The organism is Comamonas sp. GW821-FHT11H03 (assembly GCF_058807955.1).
In genome coordinates this window covers 59,167-76,989 of record NZ_JBXARF010000009.1, presented here as the reverse complement: position 1 = coordinate 76,989, position 17,823 = coordinate 59,167, and the positions used below count along the sequence as shown (strand labels likewise).

The following is a 17,823-nucleotide window of genomic DNA, read 5'->3' as shown; positions in this document are numbered from 1 at the left end:
TTTTTTTGGGGCTGCTGCTCAGGCCAATGGCAAGCTGATCACGAAGCTCGCACCGCTATGGCCGTCCTTGCGTGCTTCACAGTACACCGTACCACCATGTCGCTCGGCGATCGAACGCACCAGCGACAGGCCCAGGCCCACACCGCCGGATCGCTCACTGGCCCCAGGCAGGCGATAGAACTTCTCGAAGATACGCTCGCGCTGCGCCTTGGGAACTCCAGGGCCGTGATCCTCGACACGGATCAATGCCATGCCGTCCTGCCTGGACAGGGACAGAGTGATCTCGCCCTCGCTGTAGCGGCGCGCATTCTCCAGCAGATTGCGCACGGCGCGGCGCAGCAATTTCGCGATACCTTGCACCTCAAGCGGACCATCGGTCTGCATCTCCAGATCGGCATCGATGCGCGCGCACTCCTCGGCCGCCAGACCGATCAAATCGACCGACTCCACCGTACCCACATCGACCTCGCTGGAGTCCAGGCGGCTGGCCAGCAGGATCTCGTCGACCAGCTGGTCAAGCTCGGCAATATTGCGCTGGATCTCGGCCTTGGCGCGTGCACTGGCCGGATCATCCCCCATGAACTCCAGGCCCATGCGGATGCGCGTCAGCGGCGAACGCAGTTCATGCGAGGCATTGGCCAACAGCGATTTGTGAGACGTCATCAAGGTCTCGATGCGCGCTGCAGCGGCGTTGAACTGGTGCGCCAGATCCGCCACCTCGTCATGACCATGCTCGGGGACACGCACCGACAGATCGCCCTCGCCGAAGCGCTTGACGCCGCGCTGCAGGTTTTCCAGACGCTTGAGCAGGCGACGAATGATGGGAAACACGCCCACAACCACCGCCACGCCGACCAGGCCCAGCATCCACAGAAAGCCGAACGGCGGCCGCAGCCAGAAGGCGACGGCACCATCACGCGGTGGAGGACGACCCTCACGCCACTCGCGTGGCGCCATCCACAGCTCATAGACCTGCCCGTCCCGGGCGGCAATTTCAAAACGCACGCCATCTACGGGCGAACCGGAGATGCGGTTGCCACGCCCCTCCACAAGAACCTCGCCCTCGGGGCCTTTGAGCACCATCTCGCGCGAGGGCGGCGTGGTGCTGTTCTGAGCGCGCTGCTCTTCGGCAATATTCCAGGCCCAGGCCACGCACAGCGTGAGCACGGCCACGCCGACCACCACCGCCAGCCAGATGCGCAGATACAGGCGCTGGGAGAAAGCATGCAGCAGCTTCATCAGTCTTGTTGCTTGGCAAAAACGTAGCCCACACCACGCACGGTGAGAATGCGCTTGGGAGCCTTGGGGTCGGCTTCAATAGCGGCGCGGATGCGGCCCATGTGCACGTCGATGGAGCGGTCGAAGGCCTCCAGTTCGCGGCCGCGCACGGCTTCCATGATCTGGTCGCGCGTCAGAACGCGACCGGCGCGCTCGGCCAGTGCCACCAGCAGGTCGAACTGGTAGGAGGTGAGGTCGGCCTGCTGCTCGCCCACCGACACGGTGCGGGCATCGCGATCGATTTCCAGGCTCCCGAAGCGCATGACGGCATTCGCGGGCGCCGCCTGGCTGTCGCTGCCTTTGCGGCGCAGGATGGCGCGAATGCGGGCCAGCAGCTCGCGCGGCTCGAAAGGCTTGGGCAGATAGTCGTCGGCGCCCAGTTCCAGACCGATGATGCGGTCCATAGGATCGCCCTTGGCGGTCAGCATCAGCACAGGCACCTGTGCCGCAGTACCGGGCATGGAACGTATGCGACGGCAGACCTCCAGACCGTCCATGTCGGGCAGCATCAGGTCCAGGATCACCAGGTCGGGCAGCTCGACCGAGCCACCATCGCTGGGTTGCAGTTGTTCCAGGCCGCTTTTGCCGTCAGCCATATGGGTCACTTCCAGGCCGTTATTGCCCAGGTAATCGCTCACCATTTGCGCCAGGCGAACGTCATCCTCAATCATCAGAAGTTGGTGCGTGCTCATAGGGGGCAGTGTAGTCATGCTCGCGCCTCGATATTTCTTCAAGACGTCATGCTGAAGCACGCAGGTGACCTGCTCTTGTCTGCTGCGTAAAGTTGGGTAAACGCCGAGCCGCTCAAAAACAATAGCTATCAGTGCTTACCCATCAAGCGCCAGAGCCAATTTTCACTCTGGATGCCAGGAAAATCAGCAGCAGCACGGGGAATCCCATCAGCGCCGTGGTGTGGAAGAACGCCTCGTAACCATAAGCATCGACAAACACCCCCGAGAAGCCCGCCAGCCACTTGGGGGCCAGCAGCATCATGGAGCTGAACAGCGCATATTGCGTGGCCGAGTACTGCACATTGGTCAGGCCCGATAGATAGGCGATAAAGGCCGCCGAGGCAATTCCCCCAGCGAGATTGTCGGCACTGACCACCCAGACCAGCGCCGAGACATCGTGGCCGCGTGTGGCCAGCCAGGCAAACAGCATATTGGTGCCAGCCGACAGCACGGCGCCCAGCATCAGCACGCGCATCACGCCCCAGCGCACGGCCATGATGCCGCCCACAAAGCCACCCAGCAGCGTCATGATGACGCCGAACACCTTGGTCACGGCAGCCACCTCTTCCTTGGTGTAGCCCATGTCCACATAGAACGGGTTGGCCATGATGCCCATGACCACGTCGCTCACGCGATACAGGCCGATCAGCGCCAGCAGCAGCAGCGCCTGCCACCGGTAGCGGCCGATGAAGTCGGCAAACGGAGCAATTAACGCGCCCTTGATCCATTCGGCGGCATTGCGCGCCGGTGCGATGGGACGGGTTTCAGGCTCGGGCGAGAACAGCACCGTGACCATGCCCACCAGCATGCTCGCCGCCATGGCCGTATAGGCCACATGCCAGGCCTGCACCATATAGCCCTGCACATCCCCTTGCACCTGCGCCGCCACCCACAGCACGCCGGCGCCGGCCCAGATCATGGCCAGGCGATAGCCGGTCTGGTAGGTGGCCGCCAGGGCTGCCTGGTCGTCGACCTTGGCAGACTCGATGCGATAGGCATCGAGCGCAATATCCTGCGTGGCCGAGCCGAAAGCCACCAGCAGCGCGCACCACACCAGCGGCTGCAGGGACTGCTTGGGGTCCATGAACGACATGCCGAGCAGGCCCGCCACGATCAGCAGCTGCGAAAACAGCAGCCAGCTGCGCCGCCGCCCCAGCATGCGCGTCAGCGCCGGCAGGGGCAGGCGATCCACCAGCGGAGACCACACCCATTTGAAGGCATAGGCCAGACCCACCCAGCTCAGGAATCCTATCGTCGTGCGATCGATATCGGCCTCGCGCAGCCAGAAGCTCAAGGTGCCCAGCACCAGCAGCAGCGGCAGGCCGGCCGAGAAACCCAGGGCCAGCATGCGCAAGCTGGTGGGCTGGGCATAGACCTTGAAGGCCTGGCTCCAACTGCGCTTGGGCTTGATGACGACATCTGCGGAAGTGGGGCTGGTGCTTGTTTGGGACGACTCGGTCATGGTCTGGTTCTCTGAGGCAGAGGGCATTATCGGTTGCCCGCGCCAGTCGCCGGACGCTACCATTACCGCGACCGCCGTCTCTTTCTGTAAGCCCGATTGACCCATGAGCCGTGACACTGCATCTCCGCGCCCTGTGCTTGACCAGGCACAGGCATCGGTGCGCAGCTACAGCGGCGAGCATCAGGCCCATGCCCATGACTACGCCCAGATTCTGTTTGCACTGCAGGGCCGCATGGAACTGGAGGTGGCCGGCAGACCCAGCTTTGTCGACAGCGCCTGCGGCATGGTCATCCCCGCAGGGGCCGACCATGGCTATCTGGCCGCACCGCAAACCCAGGTCCTGGTGATTGATGCACCCATGGCCCAGGGGCTGGACAAGCTGCGCCGCTTTGCCGTGCCCCCGTCGCTGCGCTTTCCGCAATCGAGCCTGTCGGCTGCCGCGCAGATGGCGCTGGTGCTGCAGGCTCCCACCTTGCTGCAGCGGCGCGGCCTGGATCTGCTGCGGCTGCAGCAACAGGTTCAGGCCGCTTTGCATGAAAGCTGGCCCACGGCCCGGCTGGCGGGCCTGATGCACCTGAGCGTGGCCCAGTTCCATGCCCGTTTTGTGGAGCTGACGGACCGCACCCCGCAGGACTGGCTGCGCGGCCTGCGTCTGGACGCCGCCGTGCTGCAGCTCAAACAGGGGAGCGCACTTGAAGCGACCGCGCTGCGCTGCGGCTACGCGTCGGCCAGCGCCCTGGCCTATGCATTGCGGCGCGAGCGCGGCGTGACATCGCGCCAGCTGCGTCAGCCGCGCTGAGCCCTCCCCCTCACTTCAAGCGTTTCTCGACAGATGCGCGGCCCGCGCCCGCGCATGATGGCTCACTCATGTCTGTCACTTCTGCTATCTCTTGCTCATCGCCCCGCAGCGCTTTGGGCCCTGTCGGCCTGGTACTGGCCGCTGCCATGCTCTGGGGCACCACGGGCACGGCACAGCATTTCGCGCCTGCGCCGCTCTCGCCTTACTGGGTAGGCGGCCTGCGCATGGTCATGGCCGCGCTGTTCTTTGTCGCTCTGGCGATGGTGCTGGACCGAGGCCAGGCGCGCCAACCCATAAGCTGGGCGCGCATCGTGTTCTGCGGCCTGTGCATGGCCGTCTACAACCTCAGCTTCTTTGCCGGCATCAAGGCCAGCGGCGTGGCCCTGGGTACGGCACTGGCCATAGGCAGCGGCCCCATCTGGGCCGGTCTGATGCAGGCCGTGGTGCAAAAGCGCATGCCCAGCCCTCAATGGTGGCTTGGCACCTGCACCGGTGTGGGCGGAGGCATTGTCATGGCGCTGGCTGCCACCGACAGACAGCATCTGCCATGGACTGGCATGGCCCTGTGCCTGCTGGCCGGTCTGTCCTATGCCGCCTATGCACTGGTCAACCAGGCGCTGGTGTTTCAGGCGCGTGTGGCCACGGTCAATGCCTGGGTGTTTTCCTGCGCAGCCCTGCTGTCGCTGCCCGTTTCGGCCTGGCTGGGCGGGCCGCTGCAGATCAGCGCCGACGGCTGGGCCGTGGTGATCTATCTGGGCATGGTCGCCACGGGGCTTGCCTATCTGCTGTTCTCCGTGGGCCTGCGCGGCATGTCTGCCGCAACCGGCGTGGCACTGAGCAAGGCCGAGCCCATCACCGCTTTTGCACTGTCTTTGCTGGTGGTCGGCGAGCGCCCCGCCTGGTGGTCCGTGATCGGTCTGCTCGGCGTGATCGGCGGCCTGTGGCTGGTGGTGCAGGCAGAGCGCAAGACGGCAGAAACCGTCTGACCCGAGGCAGAGTGCAGCTCGCATAGACTTGGCGCTCATGCACGCCCTCATCTCATCCCTGCGCCTGCCCTCCACCCGCAACTGCCTGCTGCCCGCACTGGTCTGCGCTGCGTTGATGCACGCGCCCGCTCAGGCTCAGGTGGAGGTAGGCAAGGCCTCGGTGATGCGCCAGCTGGTGCCGGCCGAGACGCTGGAAAACTCTGCGACCCAGCAATACCAGGAACTGCTGCAAAAAGCCAAGGCTCAGGGTGCGCTGGCAGACGCTGGCAACCCGCAGCTGCAACGCCTGCGCGGCATTGCCCAGCGCCTCATTCCCTATGCCGCGCAGTGGAACCCGCGCGCCAGCCAGTGGCGCTGGGAGGTCAACCTCATAGGCAGCAAGCAGATCAACGCGTTCTGCATGCCCGGCGGCAAGATCGCCTTCTACACCGGCATCATCGACCAGCTCAAGCTCACGGACGACGAGATCGCCATGATCATGGGCCACGAGATGGCCCATGCCCTGCGCGAGCATTCGCGCGAGCAGCTGGCCAAGAATCAGGCCACCAGCATAGGCATATCGCTGGGCGCGCAACTGCTGGGTCTGGGCGATATCGGCAATGCCGCGGCACGCCTGGGCGGCCAGTTGCTCAGCCTCAAGTTCAGCCGCAACGACGAAAGCGATGCCGATCTGGTCGGACTGGAGCTCGCGGCCCGCGCCGGCTTCAACCCGCAGGCCGCCGTGAGCCTGTGGCGCAAGATGGGCCAGGCCACGGGCGAAGGCGGCATAGGCTTTCTCTCCACGCATCCGACAGGCCCCGATCGCATACGTCAGCTGGAGGGAAACGTGCCGCGCGTCATGGGCTTGTACGAGCAGGCACGCAGGCGCTGAGCACCGGTCACAAGGCGGTTGAAAACCCGCTTTGCGTCAACCATGACGCGCTCTATATTGGCCTGTGACGAGCGCACAGCCACAGGAGTGATCGCATGCAGGCCCTGGACACCCATGACGTCTTCAACCAGTTCGATGAGCTGACCGATATCGATCTGCTGCAGGTCGATACGGCCTTGCAGGAAGTGCTGCAGCGCCAGCAGGCCCAGGGCTTTGTGCCAGCGCTGAGCCGCTTTGCGCAACAGCTTGGCCAGAAGCACTGCTGGGAGCAGGCCGAACTCGCCAACCGTCATACGCCCGAGCTGCAGCGCTTTGACGCACGCGGGCGTGTGCTCGATGCTGTGGAATTCCATCCCAGCTGGCATCGCCTCATGCAGCTGTATCGCGAGCAGGGTCTGATCTCCTTGCCCTTTGAGAGCCTGAGCCGCGGTCGCTGGAGCGCCTGGGCCGCCGGCTTTTACCTGCACGGCCAGGTGGAGCAAGGCTCTCTATGCCCAGCCACCATGACCACGGCGGCCATCCCCGTGCTGCAAAAAGAGCCCCAGCTCTGGAGCCAGTTGAAAGCCCGGTTGTTCAGCCACGAGTACGACGCGCGCGATCTGCCCTTGAGCCAGAAAAAATCCATCTGGATAGGCATGGGGATGACGGAGAAGCAGGGCGGCTCGGACGTGCGCGCCAACACCACGGTGGCCCGTCCCGTGCATGAGGGCGGCCGCGGCGGCGAGTATCTGCTGCGCGGCCACAAATGGTTTTTCTCGGCCCCCATGTGCGACGCCCATCTGGTGGTGGCGCGCATGGCCACGGCAAGCGGTGAGCTCGGCGGTCATGCCTGTTTTTTCGTGCCGCGCTGGCGCCCTGATGGCAGCAAGAACCCGGTGCGTGTGCAGCGCCTCAAGGACAAGGTCGGCAACCGCAGCAACTCCAGCTCGGAAGTGGAGCTGCAGGACGCCTGGGGCATTCTCATGGGCGAGGAAGGGCGCGGCATTCCCACCATCATCGAGATGGCCAGCTACACGCGACTGAACTGCGTGCTGGGCAGCGCGGCCATTGTGCGCAGCGCCACCGTGCAGTCGATTGCCTATGCGCGTCAGCGATCGGCCTTTGGCAAACATCTCGCGGATCAGCCGCTGATGGTCACCGTGCTCGCGGACCTGGCCCTCGAAAGCGAAGCCTCCATGCAGCTCGCCATGCATCTGGCGCAGGCCTATGAGCAGGAGGCCGAAGGCGATCTGCTGGCTCGCGCCTGGAAGCGCATCATGACTCCGGCCGCCAAGTTCTGGGTCTGCAAGCGCTCGGTGGAGATTACGGGCGAAGCCATGGAGGTCTTTGGCGGCAACGGCTATGTGCAGGACAGCATCGTCGCGCGCCTGTTCCGCGAGGCGCCGGTCAACTCCATCTGGGAAGGTTCGGGCAATGTGATGTGCCTCGATGTGCTGCGCGCCATGGGCCGCGAGCCCGAAGCCGCGCGCCTGCTGTTGCAGGATCTCAGCGATATGGCTGCCGACCGGCCCCTGCTGACGGCAATGGCGCAATCGCTGGCCCAACGCCTGTCTGCAGCCCCTGATGCACTGGAGCCGCAAGCCCGCCGACTGGTGCAGGACTTGTGTCTGCTGGCCCAGGCCTGCCTGATGCACAGGCACGCGCCCGCCCCCATGGCCGATGGCTTCATCCACACCCGCCTGGGCGCGCAGAACGGAGCCATGGTGGTCGGAGCGTTCGACCCAGCCGGGCTCGACATTGCGGCCATACTTCAGCGCGCCCTGCCCGCCTGAATCCGCTCAGGCGGCGACCAGCGCTTTCAGTTGCCTGAAACTTTGCGGCAAGCTCTTGCCGCTGGTGTCCAAGACATGATCGGCCTTGGAATAAAAGGCCGATCGGCCGTCCAGAATCCGGCGCAAATCATCCATGGCCTCGGGGTTGGCCGCCATGGGCCGCGTGTCGCCCTGGGCCACGACACGGCTCATATGCTCATCGGGCTGGGCCTGCAGCCAGACCGTCGTGCAGTGGCTGAGCAGTTCGTTGAAGGTTGCGGGGTCTGACACGATGCCGCCCGGGGTGGCAATCACCACATCGCTGTAGATCTGCACGGCCTCTTCGAGTGCTCGACGCTCGTAACGACGATAGGCGCCAGCTCCATAGAGGTCATAAATCTCGCGCACGCTGCAACCCGCCACTCGCTCGATCTCCTGGTTCAGCTCCAGAAACGGCACATTCAACTGCTCGGCCAGCATGCGCCCCAGCGTGGACTTGCCCGCGCCGCGCAGGCCTATCAGGGCAATGCGCGAAGCCCGGTGCGGATCGCCGATGGGTGCGGTACCCAGAATCTCTCCAGCGGCCAGTCGCACGCGCTTCAAGTCGGCTTCGCTGCGGCCTTCCAGCAGCTCGCGCAGCAGCAACCATTCGGCACTGGCAGTCGTCACATCGCCCAGCAACTCGGCCATGCTGCACTGAAGTGCATTGGCAATCTGCTGCAGCACCAGGATGGAGACATTGCCCGTGCCGTATTCGAGATTGGCCAGATGCCGCTCCGACACCACGGCGGCAGAGGCCAGCCCACGACGCGTGAGACCGCGGCGCGCACGCAGATTGCGCACCCTCTCGCCCAAGGCCTGCAGCAGCGGGCTTTTGCCCGCCTCATCCCCTTCCGCAACCAGCGCGGATGCCATGTCTAACTGATCCATAAAGCTCCTCAGAGGCCGTGAATGATAAACAGTCGGGGTTAACGCGAATCATGCAATATATTGCTTGACACTGCATTGTCTCGTATTTATCTTCTGATTGCACGCACAATATTGCATGTTTTATCAAAGATTTGATGCTGCTCAGATCGGCACCTCAGGAGACCCCCATGACCGAGTTACTGGCCAACCATGTGGCAGGCCGCTGGCAAACCGGCGGCGGCCCGGGCAGTGTGTTACGAGATCCGGTACTGGGGGTCGAGCTGGTGCGTGTCGATGCCACAGGGCTTGATCTGGGTGCCGCCTTTGCCTTTGCACGCGACACCGGCGGCAAGGCCTTGCGCGCCCTGAGCTACGCCCGGCGCGCCAGCCTGCTGGCCGAGATTGCCGCCGTGCTGCAAAGCCGGCGCGATGCGTATTACGAGATCTCCACCGCCAACAGCGGCACTGTCAGAAACGACACCGCCGTCGATGTGGACGGCGGCATCTACACCCTGAACCAATACGCCAGATGGGGCGCAGCGCTGGACGATGCCAGACATCTGAGCGACGGCGAAGCCGTGGCGCTGGCCAAGGACGGCGCTTTTCTGTCACGGCATATCCAGGTTCCGACACGTGGCGTGGCGCTGTTCATCAACGCCTTCAACTTCCCGGCCTGGGGGCTGTGGGAAAAAGCGGCTCCAGCCCTGCTCTCGGGCGTGCCCATCATCGTCAAGCCGGCCACGGCCACCGCCTGGCTGACCCAGCGCATGGTCAGGGATGTGATTGATGCCGGCATATTGCCGCCGGGGGCGCTGTCCATCGTCTGCGGCAGTGCCGCCGGATTGCTCGATCAGCTGCAGCCCATGGATGTGGTCTCCTTCACAGGGTCTGCGGACACGGCTGCGACCATCCGCTCCCACGCGGCCATCACCCGCCATTCGGTGCGCAGCAATATCGAGGCCGACAGCGTGAACTGCGCACTGCTGATGCCCGGCCATGTCCCGGACAGCGAAGCTGCTGCCTTGCTGGCGCGTGAAGTGGTGCGCGAAATGACGGTCAAATCCGGCCAGAAATGCACGGCCATACGCCGCGTGCTGGTACCGCAAGCACTGTACGACGGTGTGGCCCAGGCCATCGGTGCACAACTGGCCAAAATCACCGTAGGCAACCCGCGCAACGAGGCTGTGCGCATGGGATCTCTGGTCAGCCGCGAGCACTACGACAGCGTGCAGCAGGGCCTGGGCCGGTTGCTGGAACACACCACGGCCCTGCATGACGGCAGATGCAACGCGCTGATCGATGCCGACCCGGCGATTGCCGCCTGCGCCCAGCCCGTGCTGCTGGGAGCACAGGACCCCGATGGCAGTGCACTCGTGCATGGCATGGAGGTCTTTGGCCCCGTGGCCACTCTCATGCCCTACCGTGACCTGGCCCATGGCCTGGCACTTGCGCATCGCGGACAGGGCTCGCTGGTCTGCTCAATCTATGGCGATGACGACAAGGCACTGGCCGCAGCCGCCACCGATCTCGCAGCCAGCCACGGCCGCGTGCATGTGGTCACCCCCGCTGTCGCCAAGCTGCATACCGGCCACGGCAATGTCATGCCCCAGTCCCAGCATGGCGGTCCGGGCCGCGCAGGCGGCGGCTCCGAACTCGGCGGCCTGCGGGCACTGGATTTCTATCATCGCAAAAGCGCCATACAAGCTGCACCGCAGGTTCTGCAGGCACTGGCCGAAACGACGGGAGCATGAGCCATGACCGACTTCAGCCAAGCCTTCAACTTTGCCCAGCATCTGTTCGATCTCAACCAGGCGCGCGGTGACAAGAACGCCTACACCGATGACCTGGGCACGCTCAGCTATGCGCAGTTGCAGGAGCAGGCCCGCCGCCTGGCGCATGGCCTGCTCGCTGCCGGCATCCATCGCGAGGAGCGCGTGCTACTGGTCATGCACGATATGCGCGAGTGGGTGATCTCCTTTCTGGGAGCCATGTACGCAGGTGTGGTGCCGGTGGCGGTGAATACCTTGCTCACCGCAGCTGACTACGCCTACATGCTCGAGCATTGCCGTGCGCAGGCGATTTTCACCAATGGCGCGCTGGTTGCCGTGGTGCAGCAGGCCCTGGAGCAGGCGCAGCACGAGGTCAACCATATCTGGGTCGCCAGGCCTGATGAAGCACCGCAAGGCCTGCCACCGGCCTTCGAGCCGCTGCAGCCTTGGCTGCAGCAACAAACGCCGCTGGCCCATGCCGCCAGAACCATGGGCGACGACCCCGGCTTCTGGCTGTATTCCTCGGGCTCCACCGGCAAGCCCAAGGGGGCGGTGCATACCCACGCCAACCCCTACTGGACGGCCGAGCTGTATGGCAAGCCGGTGCTGGGCCTGAGCGAGAGCGATGTCTGCTTTTCCGCCGCCAAGCTTTACTTCGCCTACGGTCTTGGCAACGCCCTGACATTCCCCCTGAGCGTGGGCGCCAGCGTGGTGCTGATGGCCGAGCGCCCCACACCGGAAGCCACCTTCAGGCGCTGGACCGAACACCAGCCCACGGTGTTTTTCGGCGCGCCGACGGGCTTTGCAGGCATGCTGGCTCACACCGCCTTGCCGCCGCGCGAGCAGGTCAGCCTGCGCATGTGCTCCTCGGCCGGCGAAGCCCTGCCGGCAGAGATTGCCCAGCGCTTCAAGACCCACTTCGGCGCCGATATCGTGGACGGCATCGGCTCCACCGAAATGCTGCACATCTTCATCTCCAACCGCCCGGACGACATACGCTACGGCAGCACGGGAAAGCCTGTACCAGGCTATGTGGTGGAGTTGCGTGGCGAGGACGGACAGCCCGTGGCCGATGGCGAGATTGGCGACCTCTACATCAAAGGCCCTAGCGCCGCCCTGATGTACTGGGCCAACCGAGACAAGACACGCGACACCTTCCAGGGCGTCTGGCTCAAGAGCGGCGACAAATATGTGCGCGATGCCGAGGGCTACTACACCTATGCAGGCCGCAGCGACGACATGCTCAAGGTCAGCGGCATCTATGTCTCGCCCTTCGAGGTCGAATCCACGCTGCAGCAGCACCCTGCCGTACTGGAGGCTGCCGTGATCGGCGTGACCGACGAACAGGGCCTGACCAAGACCAAATCCTATGTGGTGTGCAAGCCCGGACAGAGCGCCAGCGAGGCCGAACTCAAGGCCTTTGTAAAGAGCCGGCTGGCCGCCTACAAATACCCGCGCTTCATTGAATTTGTCGATGAGCTGCCAAAGACCGCGACTGGAAAGATCCAACGCTTTCGCTTGCGTGAGCTGGAATCCAAACCACGCTAATTGCTTATCGCAAGGTTGCAAGAAGCTATCAAAACAGTAGTCACAAACTAGGGCAATCGCTGGTATTGCTTTAAACCTAAAGTTGTTAGAGTGCGCTCGTGCATCAGTGCCAACCCCAGCACCACAGCCAGTCATAACCGTTGATCTGAGAGTAAGCCGGCATTCGTCCATCAACCAGCAGGAGACAAGCATGAGCAAGCAATGGGCAATATGGAGCGCAATCGCACTGGCTGCCGCCGCAAGCGGCAGCAGCGCCATGGCGCAGGAGAAGATCAAGGTCGGCTTCATGCTGCCTTTCAGCGGCACTTATGCAGCCCTGGGCGTGGCAATCGAGAACGGCTTTCGCATGCAGGTAGCCGAGCAAGGCGGCAAGCTGGGCGGACGCGAGATCGAATACTTCAAGGTCGACGACGAATCCGATCCCGCCAAGGCCACGGACAACGTCAACCGCCTCATCAAGCGCGACAAGGTCGATGTGATCGTCGGCACCGTGCACTCCGGCGTGGCCATGGCCATGGCCAAGGCTGCCAAGGAAAGCGGCACTGTGCTCATCGTGCCCAATGCGGGAGCCGATGCAGTCACCGGCCCCATGTGCGCGCCCAATATCTTCCGCAGCTCCTTCTCCAACTGGCAGACGGCCTACCCCATGGGCGTGGTGGCAGCCAAGGAGGGCAAGAAAAATGCCATGACCCTGACCTGGAAGTACGCTGCCGGTGAAGAGGCCGTCAACGGCTTCAAGGAAGGCTTCGAGAAAAGCGGCGGCAAGGTCAGCAAGCAGCTGACGCTGCCGTTTCCCAACGTCGAATTCCAGGCTCTGTTGACCGAGATCGCAGCGGCCAAGCCCGATGCAGTGTTCTCCTTCTTTGCGGGGGCAGGTGCCGTGAAATTCGTCAAGGACTATCACGCCTCGGGCCTGTCCAAGACCATTCCGCTCTACGGACCGGGCTTTCTGACCGACGGCACGCTGGAGGCTCAGGGCGAGGCCGCCCAGGGCATGCTGACCACGCTGCACTATGCCGACGAACTGGGCACGGCGCGCGATCAGGCCTTCCGCACCAACTACGCCAAGAGCTACAAGCTGCAGCCCGATGTCTATGCCGTGCAAGGCTATGACGCCGCGCAGATGCTGGCCGTGGGTCTGAAGGCCGCCGGTGGCGACATCGGCAAGAAGGATGTCTTCCGCACCGCCATCGAAAAAGCCACGATTGCCAGCCCGCGCGGCGACTTCACCTTGAGCAAGGCGCACAACCCCGTGCAGGACATCTATCTGCGCAAGGTTGACGGCAAGGAAAACAAGAAGATCAGCGTGGCAGTGAAGGCTCTGGCGGACCCTGCCCGCGGCTGCCGCATGTAATAGACGCGGGCCCTGCCGCCCGGGATACGTCGCTGCTCTGCGCTTGCCGCACCTTCGGTGACGGCCACGGCAGAGCGCCTCGTCTCCAGCGCGAATCGACGATTCGCCGGACTGTATGCCCCGCTTTGCAGCCTCCTGCTTCAACAAGGATTGCCGTGGATCTCGCCACTTTTCTGGTGCAGTGCCTGAACTCTGTTCAGTACGGACTGCTGCTGTTTCTGCTGGCCTCGGGCCTGACGCTGATCTTCGGCATCATGGGGGTGATCAACCTCGCCCATGGCAGCTTCTACATGATCGGCGCCTATGTGGCGTTCTCGCTCGCACCGTACCTGGGCCAGCATTTCATCGTCATGCTGCTGGTCGGCGTGGTGCTGGCCGTGGTGCTGGGCTATTTTCTCGAATGGGCATTCTTCAGCTTTCTCTACGAACGCGATCACCTGCAGCAGGTGCTGATGACCTATGGCCTGATCCTGGTGTTTGAAGGCCTGCGCGCCATCCTCGTGGGCAACGATGTGTATGGCGTGGAAAAGCCTGCCTGGCTGGCCGGCAGCTTCCCTCTGATGGGCATGATGCAGTACCCCTGGTACAACGTGTTTGCAGCCGCTGCCTGCCTGCTGGTGGCGCTGCTGATGTACTACACCGTCAACCGCACGCGCCTGGGCATGATGATTCGTGCCGGTGCCAGCAATCGCGACATGGTGCGCGGCCTGGGCATCAACATCAAGCGCCTGTACCGCATCGTCTTTGCCATGGGCGTGGCCCTGGCGGCACTGGCCGGCATGATCGCGGCGCCCATGAGTTCGGTCTACCCCAATATGGGCTCCAGCGTGCTCATCATCTGCTTTGTGGTGGTGGTCATCGGCGGCATAGGCTCGATTACCGGCGCGCTGATTGCATCGCTGCTGGTGGGCTTTGTGGATACCTTCGGCAAGGTGTTCTTCCAGGAGCTCAGCGGCATGAGCATCTATCTGCTGATGGCCGTGATCCTGGTATGGCGCCCGGAAGGCCTGATGGGAAAGAGATGATGAAGCTCCCCCTGACTCGCTTCGCGCCTTCCCCCTCTCCCGCTATGCGGGAAGGGGACAACACCTTCGCTGCGGGACGACCCTTGCCCGGTGTCTCCTGCTTGGCACACGCCAGTTCTGCAAGCAGTGTCAAGGATCATTGATATGAGCGACACCTCCTATACGCCGCTGCCGCAATCCAACCAGGCTTATGCACAAGCGCCGGCCGTCACCAGCCAGAGCCGTCCCATTCGCGCCCAAAGCGTCTGGGTAGGGGTAGTGCTGCCGCTGGCCGCCGCAGTGCTGCTGGCGGCCGCTCAGCCCCTGTGGTCGGCCTATCTCTCCGATCTGGTCGTCAAGATCATGATCCTGTCCATCTTTGCTCTGAGCCTGCATATCCTGGTGGGCGGCGCAGGGCTGGTCAGCCTGGGCCATGCCGCCTACTTCGGTCTGGGTGCCTATGCGGCGGTGAAGGCTGCCGGCCAGGACGGCAGCAACTTTCTCGTCATGCTCGGCGCCGCAGTCGGCGTCTCGGGCCTGTATGCGCTGGTGGTGGGCGCCCTGAGTCTGCGCACCAGGGGCGTGTACTTCATCATGGTCACGCTGGCGTTCGCTCAGCTGGCTTTCTTCGTCGTGCACGACGTGGGCTACTTTGGCGGCAGCGACGGCATCTACCTGATGCAGCGCCCAGCCATCGGAGCACTGGATATGGAAAGCAGCACCACGCAGTACTACGTGGTGCTGGCGGCCCTGGTGCTGGTCTACGCCTTTATCGCCATGCTGCGTCACTCTCGCTTCGGCCATGCACTGGCCGGTATCCGGGTCAACGAGCAACGCATGCGCGCTGCCGGCTTTGCCACCTACGGCTACAAGCTCGCAGGCTTTGTGATTGCCGGTGCACTGGCGGGGCTGGCGGGCTTTCTGCTGGCCGCACGCGATGCCGTGGTCAACCCCGAGCTGCTGGCCTGGCACCACTCCGGTGAAGTCCTGCTGATGCTGATTCTGGGCGGCGTGGGTTCGCTGCGCGGTGCGGTGCTGGGCACCATCACCTTTGTGCTGCTCAAGGAGGTGCTTGGCACGCACGCCATCGTGGGCAATGCTGCGGACCACTGGCAGCTGACGCTGGGCATCGCCATCATCGCGCTGGTCGCGCTGCTGCCCAAGGGCCTGGTCGGCATCAACGACAAATGGCAGAAGAAGGCAGCAGCGCGGACCGGCAAATCGCCAGAAGCTGTCGAGCAAGGAGCAGACCGTGGTTGATACAGGCAATGCTCCCAAGATGTCCGTGCGCGGCCTGACGCGGCGCTTTGGCGGGCTGGTGGCCGTGAACAATGTGGATCTGGATCTGCACCAGGGCGAGGTCCATGCCGTCATCGGCACCAACGGCGCAGGCAAGTCCACGCTGATCAACATGCTCTCGGGCGAGATAGCGGCCAGCAGCGGCAGCATTGCGCTTGAAGGCCAGGACGTCACGCAGATGCCGCAGCCGCTGCGCGCCAAGGCCGGCATCGGCCGCAGCTACCAGCGCACCACCATCTTCCCCGAGTTCACGGTGCTGGAGAACTGCCGGCTCACGGCCCAGGCCCAGGCGCTGCCCAGGCCCTGGCGCATCTGGGAATCGGCCCAGCATTGCGCAGCCAGCATGTTGCAGGCGAAATCTGCACTGAATCGCGCCGGTCTTGCACAGCATGCCGAGCGCATTGCCGGCAGCCTGAGCCACGGCGCCAAGCGCCAGCTGGAGGTCGCCATGTGTCTGGCCACAGCACCACGCGTGCTGCTGCTGGACGAACCTCTGGCAGGCATGGGCGCCGAAGAGACAGAACGCATGCTGGAGCTGCTCAAGGAGCTCAAATCCGCGCATGCCGTGCTGCTGGTGGAGCACGATATGGATGCCGTTTTTCGCATTGCCGATCGCATCACCGTCATGGTCAACGGCAGCGTGGTGGCCACGGGTACGCCCGATCAGATCCGCAACGACCCGGTGGTGCGCACCGCCTATCTGGGAGAGGAAGAGCATGCTTGAAACAAGGCACCCCCCGAGCGGCTCTGCCGCGCCCCCCTCTCTCGCTGCGCGGGAGGGGGACGGCACAGGCACGCGCCCACTTTCCGGGGCCTCGAACCATGCCATGTTCAGCCTGCAAGAGGTGCACAGCTTTTACGGCGACAGCCATATCCTGCACGGCATCTCCCTGGAGTTGCCTCAGGGCCAGGCCGTGGCCCTGCTGGGCCGCAACGGCATGGGCAAGACCACGCTGATCCGTACGCTGATGGGCTATGTGGCGGCGCGCTCGGGCCGGGTGTTTGCCGATGGCAAGGAAGTGACGAATTGCGCCCCCGAACGAATGGCGCGTCTTGGCATTGGCTATGTCCCCGAAGGGCGCGGCGTATTCCCCAATCTCTCCGTCAGGGAAAACCTCCTGATGAGCGCCAGAGCCGGCCTGGATGGCAGCAGTAGCTGGACCTACGAGCGCGTGCTGGAGACCTTTCCGCGGCTCAAGGAACGTCTGTCCAACGGCGGCGACCAGCTCTCGGGCGGCGAGCAGCAGATGGTCTCCATCGGCCGCGCACTGATGACCAACCCGCGCCTCATGATCCTCGACGAAGCCACCGAGGGGCTGGCCCCGCTGGTGGTGGCCGAAATCTGGCGCGTGATTGCCCAGATTCGGGAAACCGGCATCTCCACGCTGATCGTGGACCGCGACTACAAAAAGGTGCTGGCCCATACCGACAAGGCCGTGGTGATGGAAAAAGGCCGGCTGGCCTTGCAGGCTCAGTCTGCGGATCTGTTGCAGCAGCCGCAGAAGCTGTCGGCGTTGCTGGGGGTTTGAGCGGGGAAAGGTTTTGCGCCTTTCTTACATGGCAGAGTTCTTCTCTTTGATATGAGGCAGAGGGCGGGTCTCGGCCCGCCTCGCCGACTCACTTTCTTGCTGGTGACGGAAGGCCGCTCCCAAGAAAGTAAGCAAAGAACACCACCCCTACTGCCCACGTCCCTCCGCTTCGCTGCGGGCAACCTGCGCCGTCAAAATGGGTCATAGCAGAGCTTCTTTATCAAACTGATAGCTGTTACCGCAATCTGTATAAGCGCTAGAAGCCAATTTCGTCATAACTCTCGCAGGCCGTCCGATCCCGCTTTCACCCGTCTGGCTGCGCCTGCGGCACGCAGTTCAGGCTGCGGGCATTGGCACCGAAGAGTGCCAATGCTTCGTGCTCTGACTTGCGGCAACGTGTTTGAGCGAAGTGCGCCAGCACACAGCGAGTTTTGCCGCACCGCGGTCTGAATTGCGTGACACAGGTTTGCCCGGAGCGAAGCGCAGGGACGCAGACATCCGGGTCGCATTCTTTGGGTTACGTTTCTTGTGCG

The 17,823-nt window shown here is 63.7% G+C and carries 15 protein-coding genes; 11 read left to right on the top strand and 4 right to left on the bottom strand.

What is annotated here, in order from left to right; genetic code table 11:
- Positions 1–18: 18 nt before the first annotated feature.
- The 3 genes from AC1RTQ_RS19090 to AC1RTQ_RS19080 form a co-directional block, all read right to left on the bottom strand.
- The gene (locus AC1RTQ_RS19090) at positions 19–1,239 is read right to left on the bottom strand and encodes a HAMP domain-containing sensor histidine kinase (protein ID WP_492878022.1); all 1,221 of its coding nucleotides are present in this window, start codon (positions 1,237–1,239) and stop codon (positions 19–21) included.
- Complete coding sequence (locus tag AC1RTQ_RS19085; RefSeq protein WP_302092741.1) at positions 1,239–1,988, bottom strand: response regulator; 750 nt, start codon at positions 1,986–1,988, stop codon at positions 1,239–1,241. Before AC1RTQ_RS19085 ends, AC1RTQ_RS19090 begins: the two co-directional genes overlap by 1 nt.
- Before the next feature lie 124 nt (positions 1,989–2,112).
- On the bottom strand, positions 2,113–3,471 hold the full coding sequence (locus AC1RTQ_RS19080) for an AmpG family muropeptide MFS transporter (RefSeq protein ID WP_492878019.1): 1,359 nt from the start codon (positions 3,469–3,471) through the stop codon (positions 2,113–2,115).
- Positions 3,472–3,574: 103 nt separating this feature from the next.
- Between AC1RTQ_RS19080 and AC1RTQ_RS19075 the strand changes: the two genes are divergently transcribed.
- The 4 genes from AC1RTQ_RS19075 to AC1RTQ_RS19060 all read left to right on the top strand — a co-directional run bounded on the left by AC1RTQ_RS19075 (position 3,575) and on the right by AC1RTQ_RS19060 (position 7,899).
- Positions 3,575–4,270, top strand: a complete 696-nt coding sequence (locus tag AC1RTQ_RS19075; protein WP_492878017.1) for a helix-turn-helix domain-containing protein — start codon at positions 3,575–3,577, stop codon at positions 4,268–4,270.
- 68 nt (positions 4,271–4,338) lie between these two features.
- Entirely contained in the window at positions 4,339–5,256 is a 918-nt protein-coding gene (locus AC1RTQ_RS19070) for a DMT family transporter (protein ID WP_492878015.1), read from the top strand.
- Between the two features lie 37 nt (positions 5,257–5,293).
- On the top strand, positions 5,294–6,127 hold the full coding sequence (locus AC1RTQ_RS19065) for a M48 family metallopeptidase (RefSeq protein WP_304349828.1): 834 nt from the start codon (positions 5,294–5,296) through the stop codon (positions 6,125–6,127).
- A gap of 95 nt (positions 6,128–6,222) precedes the next feature.
- Positions 6,223–7,899: an acyl-CoA dehydrogenase family protein gene (locus AC1RTQ_RS19060; RefSeq protein WP_492878013.1), complete on the top strand. Its 1,677-nt coding sequence runs from the start codon at positions 6,223–6,225 to the stop codon at positions 7,897–7,899.
- Positions 7,900–7,905: 6 nt separating this feature from the next.
- On the opposite strand, the gene AC1RTQ_RS19055 is transcribed toward AC1RTQ_RS19060, so the two are convergent.
- Entirely contained in the window at positions 7,906–8,808 is a 903-nt protein-coding gene (locus tag AC1RTQ_RS19055; protein WP_492878011.1) for a helix-turn-helix transcriptional regulator, read from the bottom strand.
- Positions 8,809–8,975: 167 nt separating this feature from the next.
- Here AC1RTQ_RS19055 and AC1RTQ_RS19050 point away from each other — a divergent pair, with 167 nt between their 5' ends.
- The 7 genes from AC1RTQ_RS19050 to AC1RTQ_RS19020 all read left to right on the top strand — a co-directional run bounded on the left by AC1RTQ_RS19050 (position 8,976) and on the right by AC1RTQ_RS19020 (position 17,290).
- Positions 8,976–10,538: a 3,4-dehydroadipyl-CoA semialdehyde dehydrogenase gene (locus tag AC1RTQ_RS19050; RefSeq protein ID WP_492878009.1), complete on the top strand. Its 1,563-nt coding sequence runs from the start codon at positions 8,976–8,978 to the stop codon at positions 10,536–10,538.
- Positions 10,539–10,541: 3 nt separating this feature from the next.
- The gene (locus tag AC1RTQ_RS19045) at positions 10,542–12,104 is read left to right on the top strand and encodes a benzoate-CoA ligase family protein (RefSeq protein ID WP_492878007.1); all 1,563 of its coding nucleotides are present in this window, start codon (positions 10,542–10,544) and stop codon (positions 12,102–12,104) included.
- A 190-nt stretch (positions 12,105–12,294) separates the two neighbouring features.
- On the top strand, positions 12,295–13,458 hold the full coding sequence (locus AC1RTQ_RS19040) for an ABC transporter substrate-binding protein (protein WP_409811883.1): 1,164 nt from the start codon (positions 12,295–12,297) through the stop codon (positions 13,456–13,458).
- A gap of 155 nt (positions 13,459–13,613) precedes the next feature.
- Positions 13,614–14,483: a branched-chain amino acid ABC transporter permease gene (locus AC1RTQ_RS19035; RefSeq protein WP_492878005.1), complete on the top strand. Its 870-nt coding sequence runs from the start codon at positions 13,614–13,616 to the stop codon at positions 14,481–14,483.
- A 144-nt stretch (positions 14,484–14,627) separates the two neighbouring features.
- Positions 14,628–15,722: a branched-chain amino acid ABC transporter permease gene (locus AC1RTQ_RS19030; RefSeq protein ID WP_492878003.1), complete on the top strand. Its 1,095-nt coding sequence runs from the start codon at positions 14,628–14,630 to the stop codon at positions 15,720–15,722.
- 19 nt (positions 15,723–15,741) lie between these two features.
- On the top strand, positions 15,742–16,485 hold the full coding sequence (locus AC1RTQ_RS19025; RefSeq protein WP_492878306.1) for an ABC transporter ATP-binding protein: 744 nt from the start codon (positions 15,742–15,744) through the stop codon (positions 16,483–16,485).
- Between the two features lie 103 nt (positions 16,486–16,588).
- Entirely contained in the window at positions 16,589–17,290 is a 702-nt protein-coding gene (locus AC1RTQ_RS19020; RefSeq protein ID WP_492878001.1) for an ABC transporter ATP-binding protein, read from the top strand.
- Positions 17,291–17,823: the final 533 nt, after the last annotated feature.

What these genes read in the sequence shown, in the direction of transcription:
- AC1RTQ_RS19060 (WP_492878013.1), top strand. Translation starts at nt 6,223, where the DNA reads ATGCAGGCCCTGGACACCCATGACGTCTTCAACCAGTTCGATGAGCTG.
- AC1RTQ_RS19070 (WP_492878015.1), top strand. Translation starts at nt 4,339, where the DNA reads ATGTCTGTCACTTCTGCTATCTCTTGCTCATCGCCCCGCAGCGCTTTG.
- AC1RTQ_RS19075 (WP_492878017.1), top strand. Translation starts at nt 3,575, where the DNA reads ATGAGCCGTGACACTGCATCTCCGCGCCCTGTGCTTGACCAGGCACAG.
- AC1RTQ_RS19045 (WP_492878007.1), top strand. Translation starts at nt 10,542, where the DNA reads ATGACCGACTTCAGCCAAGCCTTCAACTTTGCCCAGCATCTGTTCGAT.
- AC1RTQ_RS19090 (WP_492878022.1), bottom strand. Translation starts at nt 1,239, where the DNA reads ATGAAGCTGCTGCATGCTTTCTCCCAGCGCCTGTATCTGCGCATCTGG.
- AC1RTQ_RS19040 (WP_409811883.1), top strand. Translation starts at nt 12,295, where the DNA reads ATGAGCAAGCAATGGGCAATATGGAGCGCAATCGCACTGGCTGCCGCC.
- AC1RTQ_RS19030 (WP_492878003.1), top strand. Translation starts at nt 14,628, where the DNA reads ATGAGCGACACCTCCTATACGCCGCTGCCGCAATCCAACCAGGCTTAT.
- AC1RTQ_RS19020 (WP_492878001.1), top strand. Translation starts at nt 16,589, where the DNA reads ATGTTCAGCCTGCAAGAGGTGCACAGCTTTTACGGCGACAGCCATATC.
- AC1RTQ_RS19065 (WP_304349828.1), top strand. Translation starts at nt 5,294, where the DNA reads ATGCACGCCCTCATCTCATCCCTGCGCCTGCCCTCCACCCGCAACTGC.
- AC1RTQ_RS19050 (WP_492878009.1), top strand. Translation starts at nt 8,976, where the DNA reads ATGACCGAGTTACTGGCCAACCATGTGGCAGGCCGCTGGCAAACCGGC.
- AC1RTQ_RS19080 (WP_492878019.1), bottom strand. Translation starts at nt 3,471, where the DNA reads ATGACCGAGTCGTCCCAAACAAGCACCAGCCCCACTTCCGCAGATGTC.
- AC1RTQ_RS19025 (WP_492878306.1), top strand. Translation starts at nt 15,742, where the DNA reads ATGTCCGTGCGCGGCCTGACGCGGCGCTTTGGCGGGCTGGTGGCCGTG.
- AC1RTQ_RS19055 (WP_492878011.1), bottom strand. Translation starts at nt 8,808, where the DNA reads ATGGATCAGTTAGACATGGCATCCGCGCTGGTTGCGGAAGGGGATGAG.
- AC1RTQ_RS19085 (WP_302092741.1), bottom strand. Translation starts at nt 1,988, where the DNA reads ATGACTACACTGCCCCCTATGAGCACGCACCAACTTCTGATGATTGAG.